Below are 14241 nucleotides of genomic sequence, written 5' to 3'. Positions count from 1 at the left end.
CCTGACCATGACCGCCTGAACGGCCATTGGCCGCAGGCGATGCCGCTGTCACCCGTCCCCGCCAACACTCTTGATCATTACGGGACAACCTTTAGCCGCTGGGCCACGTGAGCATCAGGAAAAGAAAAAGCCGCCCGAATCGGATTCCCCGACGGGCGGCTCCCCGAGCTGGCATCTCACCAGGTCATGACAGGAGAGCCAACATCATCGAGGCGTTGGCGCGGCGACCCGAGATCCCACGTCATGACGCCTCCTTCGCTCGATGTTGCCCGAAGTCTTGCCGAGCACGACATCTGCGGTCAACGCAATGAATTGCCGGAGCTGAGAGCAGATCGCGGACCAGCTTGCGGCCGGCTCCGGACCCTGACGTGGTGTCCGAGAGCTTTGTGCCGTCTCGTCATACGACCGCGATGCTGCGCCGAAGTCACCGGCTGGGCGAGAAGCTACTTCAGGGTGCCCAGCAACTCGGCGGGCGAGAACTTCACCAGGAACGGCGCCGTCGCCTCGAACACCTCATCTGCCTTGACCACGACCGTCTGCTCGTACAGGCCGTCGGCCCCGAACTCGAACACGGTGAGCGTCGGCACCTCCGGATCGATGACCCAGTAAGTCGGCACGCCGAGCCGCTCGTAGACCGCCTTCTTGGTGTTGAGATCGTAGAGCGCGGTGCTCGGCGACAAAATCTCGACCGCAAGCAGCGGCGCTACCGGCAACAGTTTGTCCGTGAGATCGCTGTCCCTGCAGACCAGGACGTCTGGCTGCAGCTCCGTGTTCTTCGACTGCCTCACCGCGAACGGTGCCGGCAACACGTGCAAGTCAGTCGGACATGAGGGATCCAGCTTGACCAGCAGCATCGCGACGATCTTCTGGTGCCGGAGACCCGGCGTGGGACTCACCAGGAGCGTCCCGTCGATGAGTTCGTAACGGCGTCCGTCATCGGGCATGCCCTCCAGGTCGTCGACCGTAAAGGGACGTCCATTCACGCCAATCGCCATGACCGACATGCTCCCCCTCCTCTCGGTGCTCCCGCCAACCGTCCCAGAGAGGTCTGACAGTTTTGACCCAAATCCGGACCTCGCCGGTGGCGCCACCCGATCGTGTGACGCCACCGAACACCAGGTCATGCCCGGCCGTGGTGCGTGCGGAACATGTCCTGCGGGTCAACGGCCTTCTTGATGGCGGCGAGCCGATCGAAGTCGCCGGGCAGATAGCCGGTGGCGAGTTCGGCAGCGGTGATGTCGGGCCCGGACAGGAAGTTCACGCACACGCCGCCGGTCGACCACGGCTTCATCCCCGTGAACAGCCGGTCGAACGCCGCGCGCAATGCCGGCAGTTCGGAGGGTGATGCGGCAGCTCCGGCGTAGAGGACGTACTGCCCGTCGCGGCGACCCAAAGCGCTGGGAACCGCACCGGGCCGGCCGAGTGCGCCGCCGGTGTGGCGCAGTTCGACGAGGTACGGAGCGTCAGCAGAGGGGCCTGCGTGGCGCAGCAGCTCCGCGACGGCGGCGGGGTCCGGCGATTCCAGCATGGTGTTGCGGGCGTAGAACGCCACCGGCGTAGTGGGTTCGGCGTGGATGGTGCCGACCGCGCTGTAAGGCATCTCGGCGACGGTGTCGGAAACCGGTCCGAGCTCGCGGAACGGCCGGACGAGCCGCTCTCCCTCAGAAGCGGAACCGGTGTAGGCGAACCGCAGGTGCAGCACATAACGGCCGCGAAGGTGGTCGGGCAGGAACGGGAGGTCGGGCATCCGGATGAGCAGCACCGAGGAGCTCATCTCCTCGGGAACGGTGCGGGTCCACTCCGCCCAAGCACGAAGGGCATCCGAGGCGGTGTCAGCCGCGAAGTGCATGCCACCGCCGTGGAGCCGGGTGATCGGGTGCAGGTCGATCTCGATGGCGGTGACGACGCCGAAATTGCCTTTGCCGCCACCGCGCAACGCCCAGAACAGGTCCGGGTCCGAGGTCGCGGTCACCCGGCGCAGCGAGGCGTCAGCGGTGACGATCTCGATGGCGCGGACGTGGTCGACGGCCCAGCCGAGGCTGCGGCCGAGGATCCCCAGCCCGCCGCCGAGGTGGTAGGAGACCACGCCGACCTCGGGTGAAGAGCCGTTCAGGGGCGCCAACCCGTGTTCGGCGGCAGCGCGCACCAGTGCGCCGCCGCGCACTCCGGCCTCGACACGGGCGGTGCGGGCCGCGGGGTCGATGGTGATCCCGTCGAGCCGCGAGGTGGTGATCAGGACCTGGCCGTCGGCGCTGCGGGACGGGCCGTGCCCGGTGGCCTGGACGGCGACACCCAGGCCATGCGCCACGGCGTAGCGGACGGCGGCGATCACGTCGTCGACAGAGGCTGCCGGAACGACGACCTCGGGCTTGTGCTCGACGGACAGGTTGTAGCCGAAGCGCTCGGTGTCGTAGCCGGCATCGGTCTTGGTGAGGTAATCGGTCATGAAGCAATCATGTCGACGCTGAACTGGGCAAACAATCTCCGATCAAGCATCGACTGATAACCTGGGTGTTATGGAAAGGCGTGAGATCGAGATCTTCCTGACGCTCGCGGAAGAGCTGCATTTCGGTCGCACGGCGCAGCGGCTGCTGGTGTCGCAGGCGCGCGTGAGCCAGACGATCGCCCGGCTGGAACGCCGGTTCGGGGTGGCCCTGTTCGAGCGCACCAGCCGCCGGGTCGCGCTCACCCCGGTCGGCGCCGCCCTCTACGCCGACGTCCGCGTGGGCCACGACCGCATCGAACGCGGGATCGCGAAAGCCGTCGCGGCCGGCAAAGGGATCACCGGCGTGCTCACCGTCGGTCTGGAAGCCCCCGCGGTCGCCGAGCTCGCCGCCTCAACATTTGCCCGGTTCCGGCAGAACAACCCCGGCGTCGACATCGTCTTCCGCGAGACCGGCTTCTCCGACCCGCTCGACCTGCTGCGCTCCGGCGAGGTCGACGTCGCCGTCACCAACGCACCCGTCGACGAACCAGGGTTCGAGCAAGGCCCGGTCCTGTACACGGAACCTGTCGTGCTGGCCGTGGCACGCGAACATCGGCTGGCCACCCACGAAACAGTGACGCTCGACGACCTCGACGGCGAGGTGGTGTTCCGGGCCGGAAGACGAGCCGCGCCCTACCGCCGCGACCCCGAACCGCCTGTCCCCGCAACGCTTTTGGACCTCATGGCGCGGATCGCCGCCAACGAGGGCGTGTGCCCGCTGGCCGCGCACGCCGCCGACTACTTCGCCCGTCCCACCCTCGCGATGGTGCCGTTCGACAAGGGTTCGCCACCGGTGCGCTGGGTGCTCTGCTGGCGCACCGGCGGCCGCACAGCAAGGGTCGCCGCACTCACCGCGGCGACGAAGAACTGATCGAGCTGACCGCCTAGCAGAGCTCAGAACAGGGTCGCGGGCTCGACCGGCTCGGGCTCGGGCAGTGCGTCGAGGCCGGGTACCAGCGCTCGCACCTCGTCGTGGAACCGGCGGGCGAGCGCGGGCGCGTCGTCGTTGTCGGGGGTGTGCAGGAACACGGTCGGCGACCTGCCCTCCCGCAGCCAGTCGGCGACCACCTCGGTCCACGACCGCCACCCCTCGACGGTCTCGTCGACCGAGTCCCGGCCCAGGTAGCGGACGATCGGCTGGTCGGTCAGCGCCCGCGTCCGCCGCGGCAACCGCGGTTTCCTGTCCCAGGCCTCCCGCTCGGCCTCGCTGGTCGGCGGGCTCTGGAAGAAGACCGTGGTGTCGAACGGCACCCACTCGGCGTCCGCGCCGGCGAGCGCCCCCTCCAGCAGCGACGTCGCGCCGGCGTCGGTGAAGAACCCGGGGTGACGCACCTCCACGGCACGCCGGAGGCCGACGGGCAGCCTGCGCAGGAAACGGCCCAGGGCGTCGACCTCCGCCGGGCCGAACGAGCCGGGCAACTGGGTCCACAGGACCGCACGGTCACCGAGAGGTTCGATCGCGTCCAGGAACGCCCGCATCTCAACCTCGACGCCGGTCAGCCGGCGCTCGTGCGTGACGACCTTGGGCAGCTTGACCACGAACCGGAAGTCGGAGCCGGTCTGCCGCGCCCAGGTCTCCACGGTCTTGCGGGCGGGCGTCGCGTAGAACGTGGTGTTGCCCTCGACGGCGTTGCACCAGCCGGCGTAGGCCCGCAGTCGCTCCCCGGCAGGGTGCGACTGCGGCAGGAACCTCCCGAGCCACGCCTTGTGGTTCCACATCGCGCAGCCGACGTGAAGACGTGTCACTCCGCCTACTTCTTGCCCTTCGGCTCGTCCGTGGACAGCGCGGCGACGAAGGCCTCCTGCGGCACCTCGACCCGGCCGACCATCTTCATGCGCTTCTTGCCTTCCTTCTGCTTCTCCAGCAGCTTGCGCTTACGGGTGATGTCACCGCCGTAGCACTTGGCAAGAACGTCCTTGCGGATCGCGCGGATCGTCTCGCGGGCGATCACGCGAGCGCCGATCGCGGCCTGGATCGGCACCTCGAACTGCTGCCGCGGGATCAGCTCGCGCAGCTTGGTGGCCATCCGCGTGCCGTAGGCGTACGCGTAGTCCTTGTGCACGATCGCGCTGAACGCGTCGACGGCCTCGCCCTGCAGCAGGATGTCGACCTTGACCAGGTCGGCCATCATCTCGCCCGACTCCTCGTAGTCCAGCGACGCATAACCACGCGTGCGGGACTTCAGCGAGTCGAAGAAGTCGAAGATGATCTCGCCCAGAGGCATCGTGTACCGCAGCTCGACGCGGTCCTCGGACAGGTAGTCCATGCCGCCGAGCTGGCCGCGCTTGGTCTGGCAGAGCTCCATGATCGCGCCGATGTAGTCCGACGGCGCGATGATGGTGCACTTGGTGACGGGCTCGTACACCTCGGCGCGCTTGCCCTCCGGCCAGTCGGACGGGTTCGTCACGACGATCTCGGTGCCGTCCTCCATGACCACGCGGTACACGACGTTCGGGGCCGTGGAGATGAGGTCGAGACCGTACTCGCGCTCCAGGCGGTCGCGGGTGATCTCCAGGTGCAGCAGGCCGAGGAAGCCGCAGCGGAACCCGAACCCGAGCGCGGCCGACGTCTCCGGCTCGAACGTGAGAGCAGCGTCGTTGAGCTGCAGCTTGTCCAACGCCTCGCGCAGCTCCGGGTAGTCGGAACCGTCGACCGGGTACAGGCCCGAGTAGACCATCGGGCGCGGCTCGCGGTAGCCGGCCAGCGGCTCGGAGGCGCCCTTCTTCTCGGACGTGACGGTGTCGCCGACCTTCGACTGGCGCACGTCCTTCACGCCGGTGATCAGGTAGCCCACCTCGCCGACGCCGAGGCCCTGGGACGGCTTCGGCTCCGGGGAGACGATGCCGACCTCGAGGATCTCGTGGGTGGCACCCGTCGACATCATCTTGATGCGCTCGCGCGGCGTGATCTTGCCGTCGACGACCCTGATGTACGTGACGACGCCTCGGTACGTGTCGTAGACCGAGTCGAAGATCATGGCGCGGGCCGGGGCGTCCGCCTGGCCGACCGGGGCCGGGACCTTCTTCACGACCTCGTCCAGCAGCTCGCCGACGCCGAAACCGGTCTTCGCCGAGACGCGCAGCACCTCCTCCGGCTCGCAGCCGGTGATGTGCGCGATCTCCTTGGCGTACTTGTCCGGGTCCGCGGCGGGCAGGTCGATCTTGTTCAGCACCGGGATGATGGTGAGGTCGTTCTCCATCGCCAGGTACAGGTTCGCGAGCGTCTGCGCCTCGATGCCCTGCGCTGCGTCGACCAGCAGCACGGCGCCCTCACAGGCCTCCAGCGCGCGGGACACCTCGTAGGTGAAGTCGACGTGGCCAGGCGTGTCGATCATGTGCAGGACGTGGTCCTGGCCGTCCACCTGCCACGGAAGGCGCACGTTCTGCGCCTTGATGGTGATACCGCGCTCCCGCTCGATATCCATCCGGTCGAGGTACTGAGCGCGCATCGCCCGCGCTTCGACGACGCCGGTGATCTGCAGCATCCGGTCGGCCAGGGTCGACTTGCCGTGGTCGATGTGCGCGATGATGCAGAAGTTCCGGATGAGCTCCGGCGGCGTGAACGTCGTGTCGGCGAACGTGGTCAAGGTAGTCCTCAGCAGGAAATCGGACGGGTGTCCCCTTATGGTCCCATAGCGGCCGGTGTGCCCTGCACCACTAGGGTGCGTTCGTGCTGATGAACGGTGAGGACCCCCGCCCCGCCAAGGGTGCGGTACGCGAGATTTTCGACGCCGCGGACGCCGCCAAGCTCGAGTACGAGCCCTCGTTGGACGGCGACGCGGACCCCGGCGAGGTCGTCTGGGCCTGGGTGCCCTTCGAAGAGGACGCCTCGCGCGGCAAGGACCGCCCGCTGCTGGTCGTGGGCAGGGCGAACCGCGAGCTGATCGCGCTGATGCTCTCGTCCAAGGAGCCGCGCGACGACTACCTGGAACTGGGCGCGGGCGCCTGGGACCGCGACGGACGCCCCTCGTACCTGCGGCTCGACCGCGTGTTCGCCCTCGACTCGCACGACGACATCCGGCGAGAGGGTGCCGTGCTGGCACCCGCCGCCTTCGGACAGGTCGTGGACGCCCTACGCGAACGTCACGGCTGGCGCTGAACGAACGCACGCCACGCGGGTGCGCTGAACATCAGCGTGCCCGCGTAGGCGTTCTTGGAGTCACGAACCAGCACGTCCTGCGCGAACGAAACCTCGACGCACTCAGCGCCGTCAGTAGCGCCGCTGTAGCTGCTCTTACGCCAGGCGCGGACCTCGGCCATCGAATTCCTCTCGCGGTGGGCTGATGTACTCCTCCAGCTTCCTCCGCGATTGTCCCGCATCCAACGCGACCTCATCCAGGTGATCGAAGAGGAGCCTGGTCCGCGCGATGGCTCCCGGGTCCTGCACGAACACCTGCGCGAGATCAGTTTCGCTGAACGCCACCGGCTTCGACTTCTCGAACTCCCACAGCACGCAGCCGTACGAGGGAACCACCACGTCCCAGGGCACGATGCGAACGACGTGGGTGTCGTGCGACAGCCGGGCGTACTGACCCTTCATGATCCGGTCGTCACCGACTCGCTGTTGAAGCGCTATCTCATGGATGTAGAACAAGCAATCCGGCCGATCGTGTCGTCGCAGGATCGCCTGGCGATCCGTGCGGAACCGCAGGTTCGCGTCGATTCGTTCCTCGGACATGAATCCACCGAGCCGGTAGAACGCGTCGGTGTACTCCGTCGTCTGCACCAGGCCCGGCACGGACTGCGTGCTGTAGCTGGTGATCGTCGTCGCCGTCGACTCGGCCATGGCGACCGTGCGCAGGTTGTCCGGCACCTGCAGCACGTACTCGTCGAAGGCGTTCTGGTACCGCCGGCGGAAGTTCTCGAAGTAGTCGATGTCCTTGCCGCACGCCGTGAATATCTGCACCAGGTCGATCTCGCTGGCCCGAGCCTTGCCGTGTTCGATGTTGGAGACCTTGCTCGGATCCCAGCCGAGGTTGACGGCCAGCGCACGGCCGCCCATCCCGGTGCAGGTCTCCCTCAACCGGCGCAGTTCGTCGCCGAGATCCCTGCTGTACGCGGTAGAAGTCGTCGTTTTCATCTACCCGACGCTAATCCTTGTACCTGGTCCAAAGAACATGCTCATTCGGGCGAAAAAGACCGGCCCTATGCAAGCCTTGTGATGTCTACGGTCACTTCTAGCGCCGTAGCCGCACCACCGGAATAGATGCCCTTCAACGGCGCCACATCAGCATAGTCACGTCCCAAGGCGACCCACACGTGCCGTGGCCCAACAGGAATCGCGTTCGTGGGGTCGTACCCCCACCACCCACCTGTCCACGCCTCAATCCACGCGTGCGACTCGCCGCGCACCGTCTCTCGCGGCGCACCGTCTTTCTTCGTGTGCAGGTATCCGGACACATAACGCGACGGAATCCCCATACCGCGCAACAACACCAACGTCAGATGCGCGAAGTCCTGACACACGCCCTTACGTTCGCGCCACGCGTCGACAGCCGAACTGTGCACACCCGTCGACCCCGGCTGGTATTTGAGCTGCTCCCACACCCACTGCGACGCGGCCAGCACCGCACTCGACGGCGACTGCCCCTTCTTCAACTCCCGTGCCACCGCCAGCAACTCGCGGTCGCGCGGTGTGTACCGCGTGGGCTCGAGGAACTCCGTGTAGCGGTCCACGAGGTTGTCCGCGCGCACGTCACCCCACGTGCCAGTGGTGACGGGTTCGATCTCATCGCTCGTCTCGACCACCGACGACGCGACGACCTTCAGTTCCTTGTGCGGCGCGTGAAGGTCGAACGACGTGACCTCCGTGCCCCAGTAGTCCGTGTACCGATAAGCACGCGTAGCCGGTGTGGTCTCAACGCGCGAGACAACGACGTTCTGCCGCCTGTCGCCACGCGGAGTCAGCCGCGCTTCGTTGTACGACTGCACAACCGGTGCCTCGTACCGATATCCCGTCGTGTGCACGACACGCACTCGCCAGCTCATGGTCAGCCCACCTCGGTGTTCGTCCAGGCGACCCACGGCGCCACGTGGAAGTACTGCTGCGACACTGCCTCACCGACGTCACGAACCGTTTTCTGCAGTGCCGCAAGACGTTTCGGCAAGTCGTCCAGCAAGTCGTGCGGCCGCAGGAACTCCAGCTCGCTGCGAGCCTTGCCGAGCAACCGCAGCGCCTCCGCCCGTGCTCCGACGCGCACCGACGGCTGGTTCTCCAGCTGCTCCAAACACGCCTCGGCCTGCCTCAGCGCGTGGAACACCGAACGCGGGAACAGGCTGTCCAGCAACAAGAACTGCACCACCCGCGACGCATCCAGCGCGCCTCGATAGGTCCGCAGATACGTGTCGTGCGCGCCGGCCGACCGCAACACCGTGACCCACCCAGGAGACGACGCCCTGTCGCCGACACGAGCCAGCAACAACCGCACGATCATGTCCACACGCTCGACCGACCGCCCGAGCACCAGGAAGCGCCACCCGTCGTCCCGCGACATCGTGGAGTCCGCCAGCCCGGCGAACATCGCCGCCCGCTCCTCGACAAAGCTGAAGAACGCGTGCGGCCCCATCGTGCGCGCGTAACGCTGCCTTTCGGCGACGGCGTTCCACATCGCGTTGAGGCACTCCCACATTTCAGTCGACACGACCTCGCGGGCACCACGCGTGTTCTCGCGCGCGCTGTTCACCGACGAGACGATCGAGCTGGGGTTGTCCTTGTTGTACGCCACCAGTTCCGTCAGCGACCACACGTCGAACTGCTCCGCGCCGACCGGCGGCTTGATGCCCAGAACCGTGAGCAGCTGCCGTGACGCGGCGTCCGGGTCGACCGTCGCGTCCTCCAGCAGCTGATGAACCGAGACGTCGAGGATGCGCGCCGTGTCGTCCGCCCGTTCGACGTAACGGCCGATCCAGTACAGCGACTCCGCGTTGCGTGCCAGCATTTCGCGCGCCTCCCTACTGCTGTTGTTGCTGTTGCTGGGACGTGGTCAGCTCCGGCCCCTGCTCGGCGGCCGCAGCCTCCATTTCGGACGGACCGGCCAGCCCTGGCTCCGCAAGTTCCCGCTCCTGCGTGCTCGACTTGGGCGCCAGCACCCACGTGTCCTTGGACCCGCCGCCCTGCGACGAGTTCACGATCAAACTGCCCTCCGGCAACGCCACCCGCGTCAGCCCACCCGGCAGCACGAAGATGAAGTTCCCGTCGTTCACCGCGAACGGCCGCAGGTCGACGTGCCGCGGCGCCAGCGTGTCCCCGATCTTCGTCGGCACCGTGCTCAGCTGCACCACGGGTTGCGCGATCCACCCGCGCGGGTTGCTCCGAATCCGCTTCCGCAGCGAGTTGAGCTCCCGCTGCGACGCCTCCGGCCCGAACACGATCCCGTACCCGCCCGACCCCTCCACGGGCTTCACCACGAGCTCGTCGAGCTTGTCGAACACGTGCGTCCGCTCGTCCTGCAGCCAGCACCGGAACGTGTCGACGTTGGGCAGCAACGGCTTCTCGCCGAGGTAGTACTGCACGATCTCCGGCAGGTACGTGTAGACGAGCTTGTCGTCCGCCACCCCGTTGCCGACCGCGTTGGCCACGACGACGTTGCCCGCCCTCGCGGCGTTGAGGAGTCCGGCAATGCCGAGCACCGAGTCCGGCCGGAAGTGCACGGGGTCCAAGAAGTCGTCGTCGATCCGCCGATAGATGACGTCGACCTGCCGCTCCCCCTCGGTCGTCCTCAGGTACACGAAGTTGTCGCGGCAGAACAGGTCCCGTCCCTCGACCAGCTCCACACCCATCTGCCTCGCCAGCAGCGAGTGCTCGAAGTAAGCCGAGTTCGCCAAGCCCGGGGTGAGGACGACAACGTTCGGGTCCGCAGCATTGGGCGCAGCCGCGTTCCTGAGCGCTCGCAGCAGATGCACCGCGTAGTCACCCACCGCCCGCACGCGATGCCGCGCGAACAGGTCGGGGAACACCCGCGCCATCGTCCGGCGGTTCTCCATGACGTACGAGACGCCACTCGGACACCGCAAATTGTCCTCAAGCACCCGGAACACGCCCTGCTCGTCCCGAACGAGGTCCACACCCGCGACGTGGATCCGCACCCCGTTCGGCGGGTTGATGAGCGCCGCCTCCCGGTGGAAGTGCTCGCAGCTCGTGATGAGACGCCGCGGCAAAACTCCATCCCGGACGATCTGAGCGTCCCCGTAAATGTCCGCGAGGAACATCTCCAGCGCTCTCACGCGCTGAACGATGCCCTTCTCGAGCTTCGACCACTCACTGGCCGTGATGATCCGCGGAATGAGGTCGAGCGGGAACGGCCGCTCCTGCCCGCTGAGACTGAACGTGATCCCTTGGTCGACGAACGCTCGCCCCAGCGCCTCACTTCGCGCGTTCAGCTCGTTGACCTGCGACGGAGCCACCGACTCGTACAGCGCGCGGTAGGCACTTCTGACACCGTTGTCGGTGGAGAACATTTCGTCGTACGCCCCCGCGTGTGGCCGCGCGGGGTCCAGATAGCCGTTGAACAGCGCACCGAGCCTCGGCGTGGTGACCGTGCGGCTGCGGCGCAGTCCTGAGGTGCGGGCTCGGCGTTCCATGGTCCACATCTTCACCCCTGTTACGCCAATTTCGCACTACCCCGACCAGACAGAAACCTCCCGGAAACGAAAATCGGCCTTTTCCCGACCTTGCAGGCGTGACCTCAGTCGACAGCGTGCCCCCGATGGAGCTTGAACGCACCCTCGAGCTGAGCGCGCCCATCGTCAGTCTCGGGATCGACGTTGAGGACCCAGCCAATCCGATGCTGATCGTGGCCTTCGAGGGGCGAACGACGGAGCTGGTGCGGATCGACGCCGGCGACAAGTACTCACGACGACAGAACTCCGCACTGCGGTCACTGGAAGTCGGAGATCTGATGGCGCAGGTCGACGGCACGGACATCGTCGTGCACTGGAGCTCCGGCCAGACGCACCGGCTGACCGGGCACAGCACTCCGGTCGTGTCGCTCGTGCCCTGTCCCACCACCGACGAACCACTGCTGGTGTCGGGCAGCGAGGGTGGCTCGATCCGGCTCTGGAATCCACGCAACGGTGAGGTGCTTCGCCAGAGCCAGCCGACCCGAGTTTCGGTGCTGCTCACCTACATCGGGGCGGACGGACGTCCTCGCATCGCCTCCGGCGGTAAGACCGGCAAGCTGCGCATCTGGAATCCACGACTGTCCTCATCCCCCTTGTTCGGCGGGGTGTCGACACGTGGATTCGGCGACCGCGTCGCGAAGGAGGATCTCCTCGACCGCACCACGCTGGTGGACGCGCTGCGGGAGGTGCTGCGGCCCGACGACGAGGACGACGGGCCGACCGTGATCACTCTCGAGGGCGCCTGGGGGTCGGGCAAGAGCACACTCCTCGACCTGCTGGCGCGCAAAATGCCCGCCCAGCCCAGCGCGGTGAAGAAGCGCACTCGGTTCACCGTGGTCCAGGCGGACCGCATGTTGTACAAGCCTCCGGCGGGGATGAAACCACCGAAGAGGAAGCCCTCCAAGATCGCACCGGCCATCAAGCCGCTGGTGGTGTCGTTCAACCCGTGGCGTCACCAGTCGAGCGAACAGGTGTGGGCAGGACTCGCGAAGGCCGTGACCGAGGCCGCCGAGTCGGCGATCATGCCTCACCGGAACAACGCCGAACGGTACTGGTTCGCCCGCAACGCCAAGCGTGTCGATCGCCGGCACCTGCAGCGCCAGCTGTGGAAGCGGATCCTGTCGCCGTTGCTGACGCTTGCCGGACTGGGGTTCGGCCTGTCGGTGCTGAACGCGCTGACCAAGTGGAACCTCGGCTGGGCCGGGTGGGTGACCGCCGGGCTGGCCGGCGGCGGCGTCCTGCACACGGTGCTGAGGTATCTGTTCGGCAAGGCGTCTGCGTTTCTGCCGGGCGAGCTGTTCGCCGGGCCGGTCATCAGCAACGCTTTCTCAGGCACCACAACGGATCCGTTGATCCGCGACCCGTACTACAACGCCCGTTCCGGCTACCTCTACCTGGTGCAGCACGACATTCGCGAGCTGCTGAACGACCTGAAAGCGTTCGACTACCGGCTCATCCTGATGATCGACGACCTCGACCGCTGCACACCGCGCACCACGGCACAGGTGTTCGAGGCGATCAACGTGTTCCTGTCGGACGACTTCCCCGCCACGAGGTTCGTGCTGGGCCTCGACACCACCGTCGTGGCGGCGCACGTCGACAACGCCTACAAGGAGCTCGCCGACGGGAAGATTGTGACGCACCCGGACGATCCGAGTCCTGGATGGACGTTCCTGCGGAAACTCGTCCAGCTGCCGGTGCGGCTACCGCGCACCACCGCGGACAACGTCGACAACGTGCTGCTGGCACAACTCGGGCCGGTGCACAGAGACGAACCCACCGGGGAACCGGACTCCACCCTGTTTTCGGACGTGATCCGCGAAGGCTTCCTCGGCTTCAACCAGCTGGTGCAGCGGGAGGAAGAGATCATCGCGATCGAGCGGCATCCGGCCGTCCGGGAGCACCTGCGACACCGGCTCAGAGCTCAGCCGGAGCAGTCGGTGCGCGAGGAGAAGCGGCTGCTGAACGTGTGGCAGTTCTATCTGCGCGTCTTCTACACCCTCGATGTCGAGCAGGCCTGCCACCTGGTCGCCGTCGCCGAGATCGCGGTCAGGTGGCCGGCCTATCTGCACCGGTTGCGCGGTGGGTGGCAGAACCTGGCCGACGCGGTCGACGACGACGTCCGGTGGGGTGCCGCGATCGCGCGGCTCGAGTTCGCCTACTCGGATCGGAAGGCTGCGGCGAACCTGCGGGAGCTGCTGCGCGACTGCGATGCGCAAGCGGTTGCGGGGCTGGCGAACAGGTTGTTCTAGAGGCGGACCTTCAGGACCGTGCCGCTCGCCTGGGTGAGGAACATCGTGCGGGTGCCGGGCAGGAAGCGAGCCGCGGTCGGGTTCTTGAGGCCGGTCAGCAGGGTGCAGTGGGCGCCGGTCCAGGGGTCGACCTTGATGAGCTCGCCGCTGGTGTAGGCGGTGACGTAGAGCTTGCCGTCGGGGCCTACGGCGAGGTCGTCGAGGCCCTTGTCGGGGGCGCCCAGTTCGAGGCGGGTCTGGCGGTTGCCGGTGATGCGGACGATGGCCGACTGCGGGTCGATGACGATGTTGGTGAAGACGGTGGTGCCGATGGTCACGATGCCGTTGGGGTAGGCGATGTCGAGGTGGCGGACCATGGCGCCTCGGCGGTCGAACTCGTACAAGCCCGTGAAGGGGTCTGAGACGTAGAGGTGGCCGCGGGCGTCGAACTCGGCGCCGTTGGCGGAGCTCAGGGTGTCGCCGCCGATGAAGACCTCGGGCTTCGGGGTCAGGCGAACCACGCCGGACGGTTGGGGGCGGGTTTCGGGGCTGTCGTTGCCGAAGTTGACGTAGAGGACGCCGCCCGGGCCTTTGCGGATGGCGCCGGGGGCACGCAGCGGGATGGACTGCAGGAAGGTGCCGTCCAGCCGGTACTGCTCGACGGCGTTGCCGGTGAGGTTGGAGAGCCAGACGGTGTTGTGGTCGAACTCCAGGTTCTCGTACCAGGTGTCGGCGGTGCGGAACGTGGAGACGGCCGGCGTCTGGCGGCGGATCGGTGTGGCCTGGGCTGGGGCCCCGGTGATGGACAGGACTAAAGGTTGTCCCGTAATGATCAAGAGTGTTGGCGGGGACGGGTGACAGCGGCATCGCCTGCGGCCAATGGCCGTTCAGGCGGTCATGGTCAGG

13 protein-coding genes are annotated in these 14241 nt (G+C 67.0%); 3 read left to right on the top strand and 10 right to left on the bottom strand.

Translation table 11 applies throughout. From position 1 onward, the window contains the following. Positions 1 to 443: 443 nt before the first annotated feature. Together ABZ345_RS46555 and ABZ345_RS46550 are read right to left on the bottom strand one after the other, a co-directional pair. Positions 444 to 1004: a Uma2 family endonuclease gene (locus ABZ345_RS46555; RefSeq protein WP_359862063.1), complete on the bottom strand. Its 561-nt coding sequence runs from the start codon at positions 1002 to 1004 to the stop codon at positions 444 to 446. A gap of 116 nt (positions 1005 to 1120) precedes the next feature. After that, complete coding sequence (locus ABZ345_RS46550; protein ID WP_359862061.1) at positions 1121 to 2446, bottom strand: FAD-binding oxidoreductase; 1326 nt, start codon at positions 2444 to 2446, stop codon at positions 1121 to 1123. A 70-nt stretch (positions 2447 to 2516) separates the two neighbouring features. Between ABZ345_RS46550 and ABZ345_RS46545 the strand changes: the two genes are divergently transcribed. Further along, the gene (locus ABZ345_RS46545; protein WP_359862059.1) at positions 2517 to 3356 is read left to right on the top strand and encodes a LysR family transcriptional regulator; all 840 of its coding nucleotides are present in this window, start codon (positions 2517 to 2519) and stop codon (positions 3354 to 3356) included. Positions 3357 to 3379: 23 nt separating this feature from the next. Here ABZ345_RS46545 and ABZ345_RS46540 read toward each other — a convergent pair whose 3' ends face one another. Beyond that, the gene (locus ABZ345_RS46540; protein WP_359862067.1) at positions 3380 to 4204 is read right to left on the bottom strand and encodes a DUF72 domain-containing protein; all 825 of its coding nucleotides are present in this window, start codon (positions 4202 to 4204) and stop codon (positions 3380 to 3382) included. Between the two features lie 32 nt (positions 4205 to 4236). Next, entirely contained in the window at positions 4237 to 6072 is a 1836-nt protein-coding gene (gene lepA, locus ABZ345_RS46535) for a translation elongation factor 4 (RefSeq protein WP_359862057.1), read from the bottom strand. A gap of 89 nt (positions 6073 to 6161) precedes the next feature. On the opposite strand from lepA, the gene ABZ345_RS46530 reads away from it, so the two are divergent. Next, positions 6162 to 6584 carry a type II toxin-antitoxin system PemK/MazF family toxin gene (locus tag ABZ345_RS46530; protein ID WP_359862065.1) on the top strand — a complete coding sequence of 141 codons (423 nt, stop codon included), beginning with the start codon at positions 6162 to 6164 and terminating at the stop codon, positions 6582 to 6584. On the opposite strand, the gene ABZ345_RS46525 is transcribed toward ABZ345_RS46530, so the two are convergent. The 5 genes from ABZ345_RS46525 to ABZ345_RS46505 form a co-directional block, all read right to left on the bottom strand. Further along, entirely contained in the window at positions 6569 to 6745 is a 177-nt protein-coding gene (locus tag ABZ345_RS46525; RefSeq protein ID WP_359862055.1) for a DUF397 domain-containing protein, read from the bottom strand. The two genes, ABZ345_RS46530 and ABZ345_RS46525, sit on opposite strands and share 16 nt — an antisense overlap. After that, positions 6720 to 7565 carry a helix-turn-helix transcriptional regulator gene (locus ABZ345_RS46520; protein ID WP_359862053.1) on the bottom strand — a complete coding sequence of 282 codons (846 nt, stop codon included), beginning with the start codon at positions 7563 to 7565 and terminating at the stop codon, positions 6720 to 6722. The genes ABZ345_RS46525 and ABZ345_RS46520 overlap by 26 nt, the downstream gene beginning before the upstream one ends. A 65-nt stretch (positions 7566 to 7630) precedes the next feature. Beyond that, entirely contained in the window at positions 7631 to 8473 is an 843-nt protein-coding gene (locus tag ABZ345_RS46515) for a transglutaminase family protein (protein ID WP_359862051.1), read from the bottom strand. Positions 8474 to 8475: 2 nt separating this feature from the next. Then, positions 8476 to 9423: an alpha-E domain-containing protein gene (locus tag ABZ345_RS46510; RefSeq protein WP_359862049.1), complete on the bottom strand. Its 948-nt coding sequence runs from the start codon at positions 9421 to 9423 to the stop codon at positions 8476 to 8478. 13 nt (positions 9424 to 9436) lie between these two features. Continuing rightward, positions 9437 to 11065, bottom strand: coding sequence for a circularly permuted type 2 ATP-grasp protein (locus ABZ345_RS46505; RefSeq protein ID WP_359862047.1), 1629 nt, complete (start codon positions 11063 to 11065; stop codon positions 9437 to 9439). 125 nt (positions 11066 to 11190) lie between these two features. Here ABZ345_RS46505 and ABZ345_RS46500 point away from each other — a divergent pair, with 125 nt between their 5' ends. Beyond that, on the top strand, positions 11191 to 13356 hold the full coding sequence (locus tag ABZ345_RS46500; protein WP_359862045.1) for a P-loop NTPase fold protein: 2166 nt from the start codon (positions 11191 to 11193) through the stop codon (positions 13354 to 13356). Here ABZ345_RS46500 and ABZ345_RS46495 read toward each other — a convergent pair. Further along, on the bottom strand, positions 13353 to 14171 hold the full coding sequence (locus ABZ345_RS46495) for a hypothetical protein (protein WP_359862043.1): 819 nt from the start codon (positions 14169 to 14171) through the stop codon (positions 13353 to 13355). The genes ABZ345_RS46500 and ABZ345_RS46495 overlap by 4 nt on opposite strands. Between the last annotated feature and the right edge of the window lie 70 nt (positions 14172 to 14241).

Source organism: Lentzea sp. NPDC005914 (assembly GCF_040629405.1).
In the GTDB taxonomy this organism is placed as follows: domain Bacteria; phylum Actinomycetota; class Actinomycetes; order Mycobacteriales; family Pseudonocardiaceae; genus Lentzea.
This window is presented reverse-complemented; position numbering and strand designations above follow the sequence as displayed.

Excerpts from the sequence above, each read along its gene's own strand:
- ABZ345_RS46555 (WP_359862063.1), bottom strand. The coding sequence starts at position 1,004 with ATGTCGGTCATGGCGATTGGCGTGAATGGACGTCCCTTTACGGTCGAC.
- ABZ345_RS46550 (WP_359862061.1), bottom strand. The coding sequence starts at position 2,446 with ATGACCGATTACCTCACCAAGACCGATGCCGGCTACGACACCGAGCGC.
- ABZ345_RS46545 (WP_359862059.1), top strand. The coding sequence starts at position 2,517 with ATGGAAAGGCGTGAGATCGAGATCTTCCTGACGCTCGCGGAAGAGCTG.
- ABZ345_RS46540 (WP_359862067.1), bottom strand. The coding sequence starts at position 4,204 with ATGTGGAACCACAAGGCGTGGCTCGGGAGGTTCCTGCCGCAGTCGCAC.
- ABZ345_RS46530 (WP_359862065.1), top strand. The coding sequence starts at position 6,162 with ATGAACGGTGAGGACCCCCGCCCCGCCAAGGGTGCGGTACGCGAGATT.
- ABZ345_RS46525 (WP_359862055.1), bottom strand. The coding sequence starts at position 6,745 with ATGGCCGAGGTCCGCGCCTGGCGTAAGAGCAGCTACAGCGGCGCTACT.
- ABZ345_RS46520 (WP_359862053.1), bottom strand. The coding sequence starts at position 7,565 with ATGAAAACGACGACTTCTACCGCGTACAGCAGGGATCTCGGCGACGAA.
- ABZ345_RS46515 (WP_359862051.1), bottom strand. The coding sequence starts at position 8,473 with ATGAGCTGGCGAGTGCGTGTCGTGCACACGACGGGATATCGGTACGAG.
- ABZ345_RS46510 (WP_359862049.1), bottom strand. The coding sequence starts at position 9,423 with ATGCTGGCACGCAACGCGGAGTCGCTGTACTGGATCGGCCGTTACGTC.
- ABZ345_RS46505 (WP_359862047.1), bottom strand. The coding sequence starts at position 11,065 with ATGGAACGCCGAGCCCGCACCTCAGGACTGCGCCGCAGCCGCACGGTC.
- ABZ345_RS46500 (WP_359862045.1), top strand. The coding sequence starts at position 11,191 with ATGGAGCTTGAACGCACCCTCGAGCTGAGCGCGCCCATCGTCAGTCTC.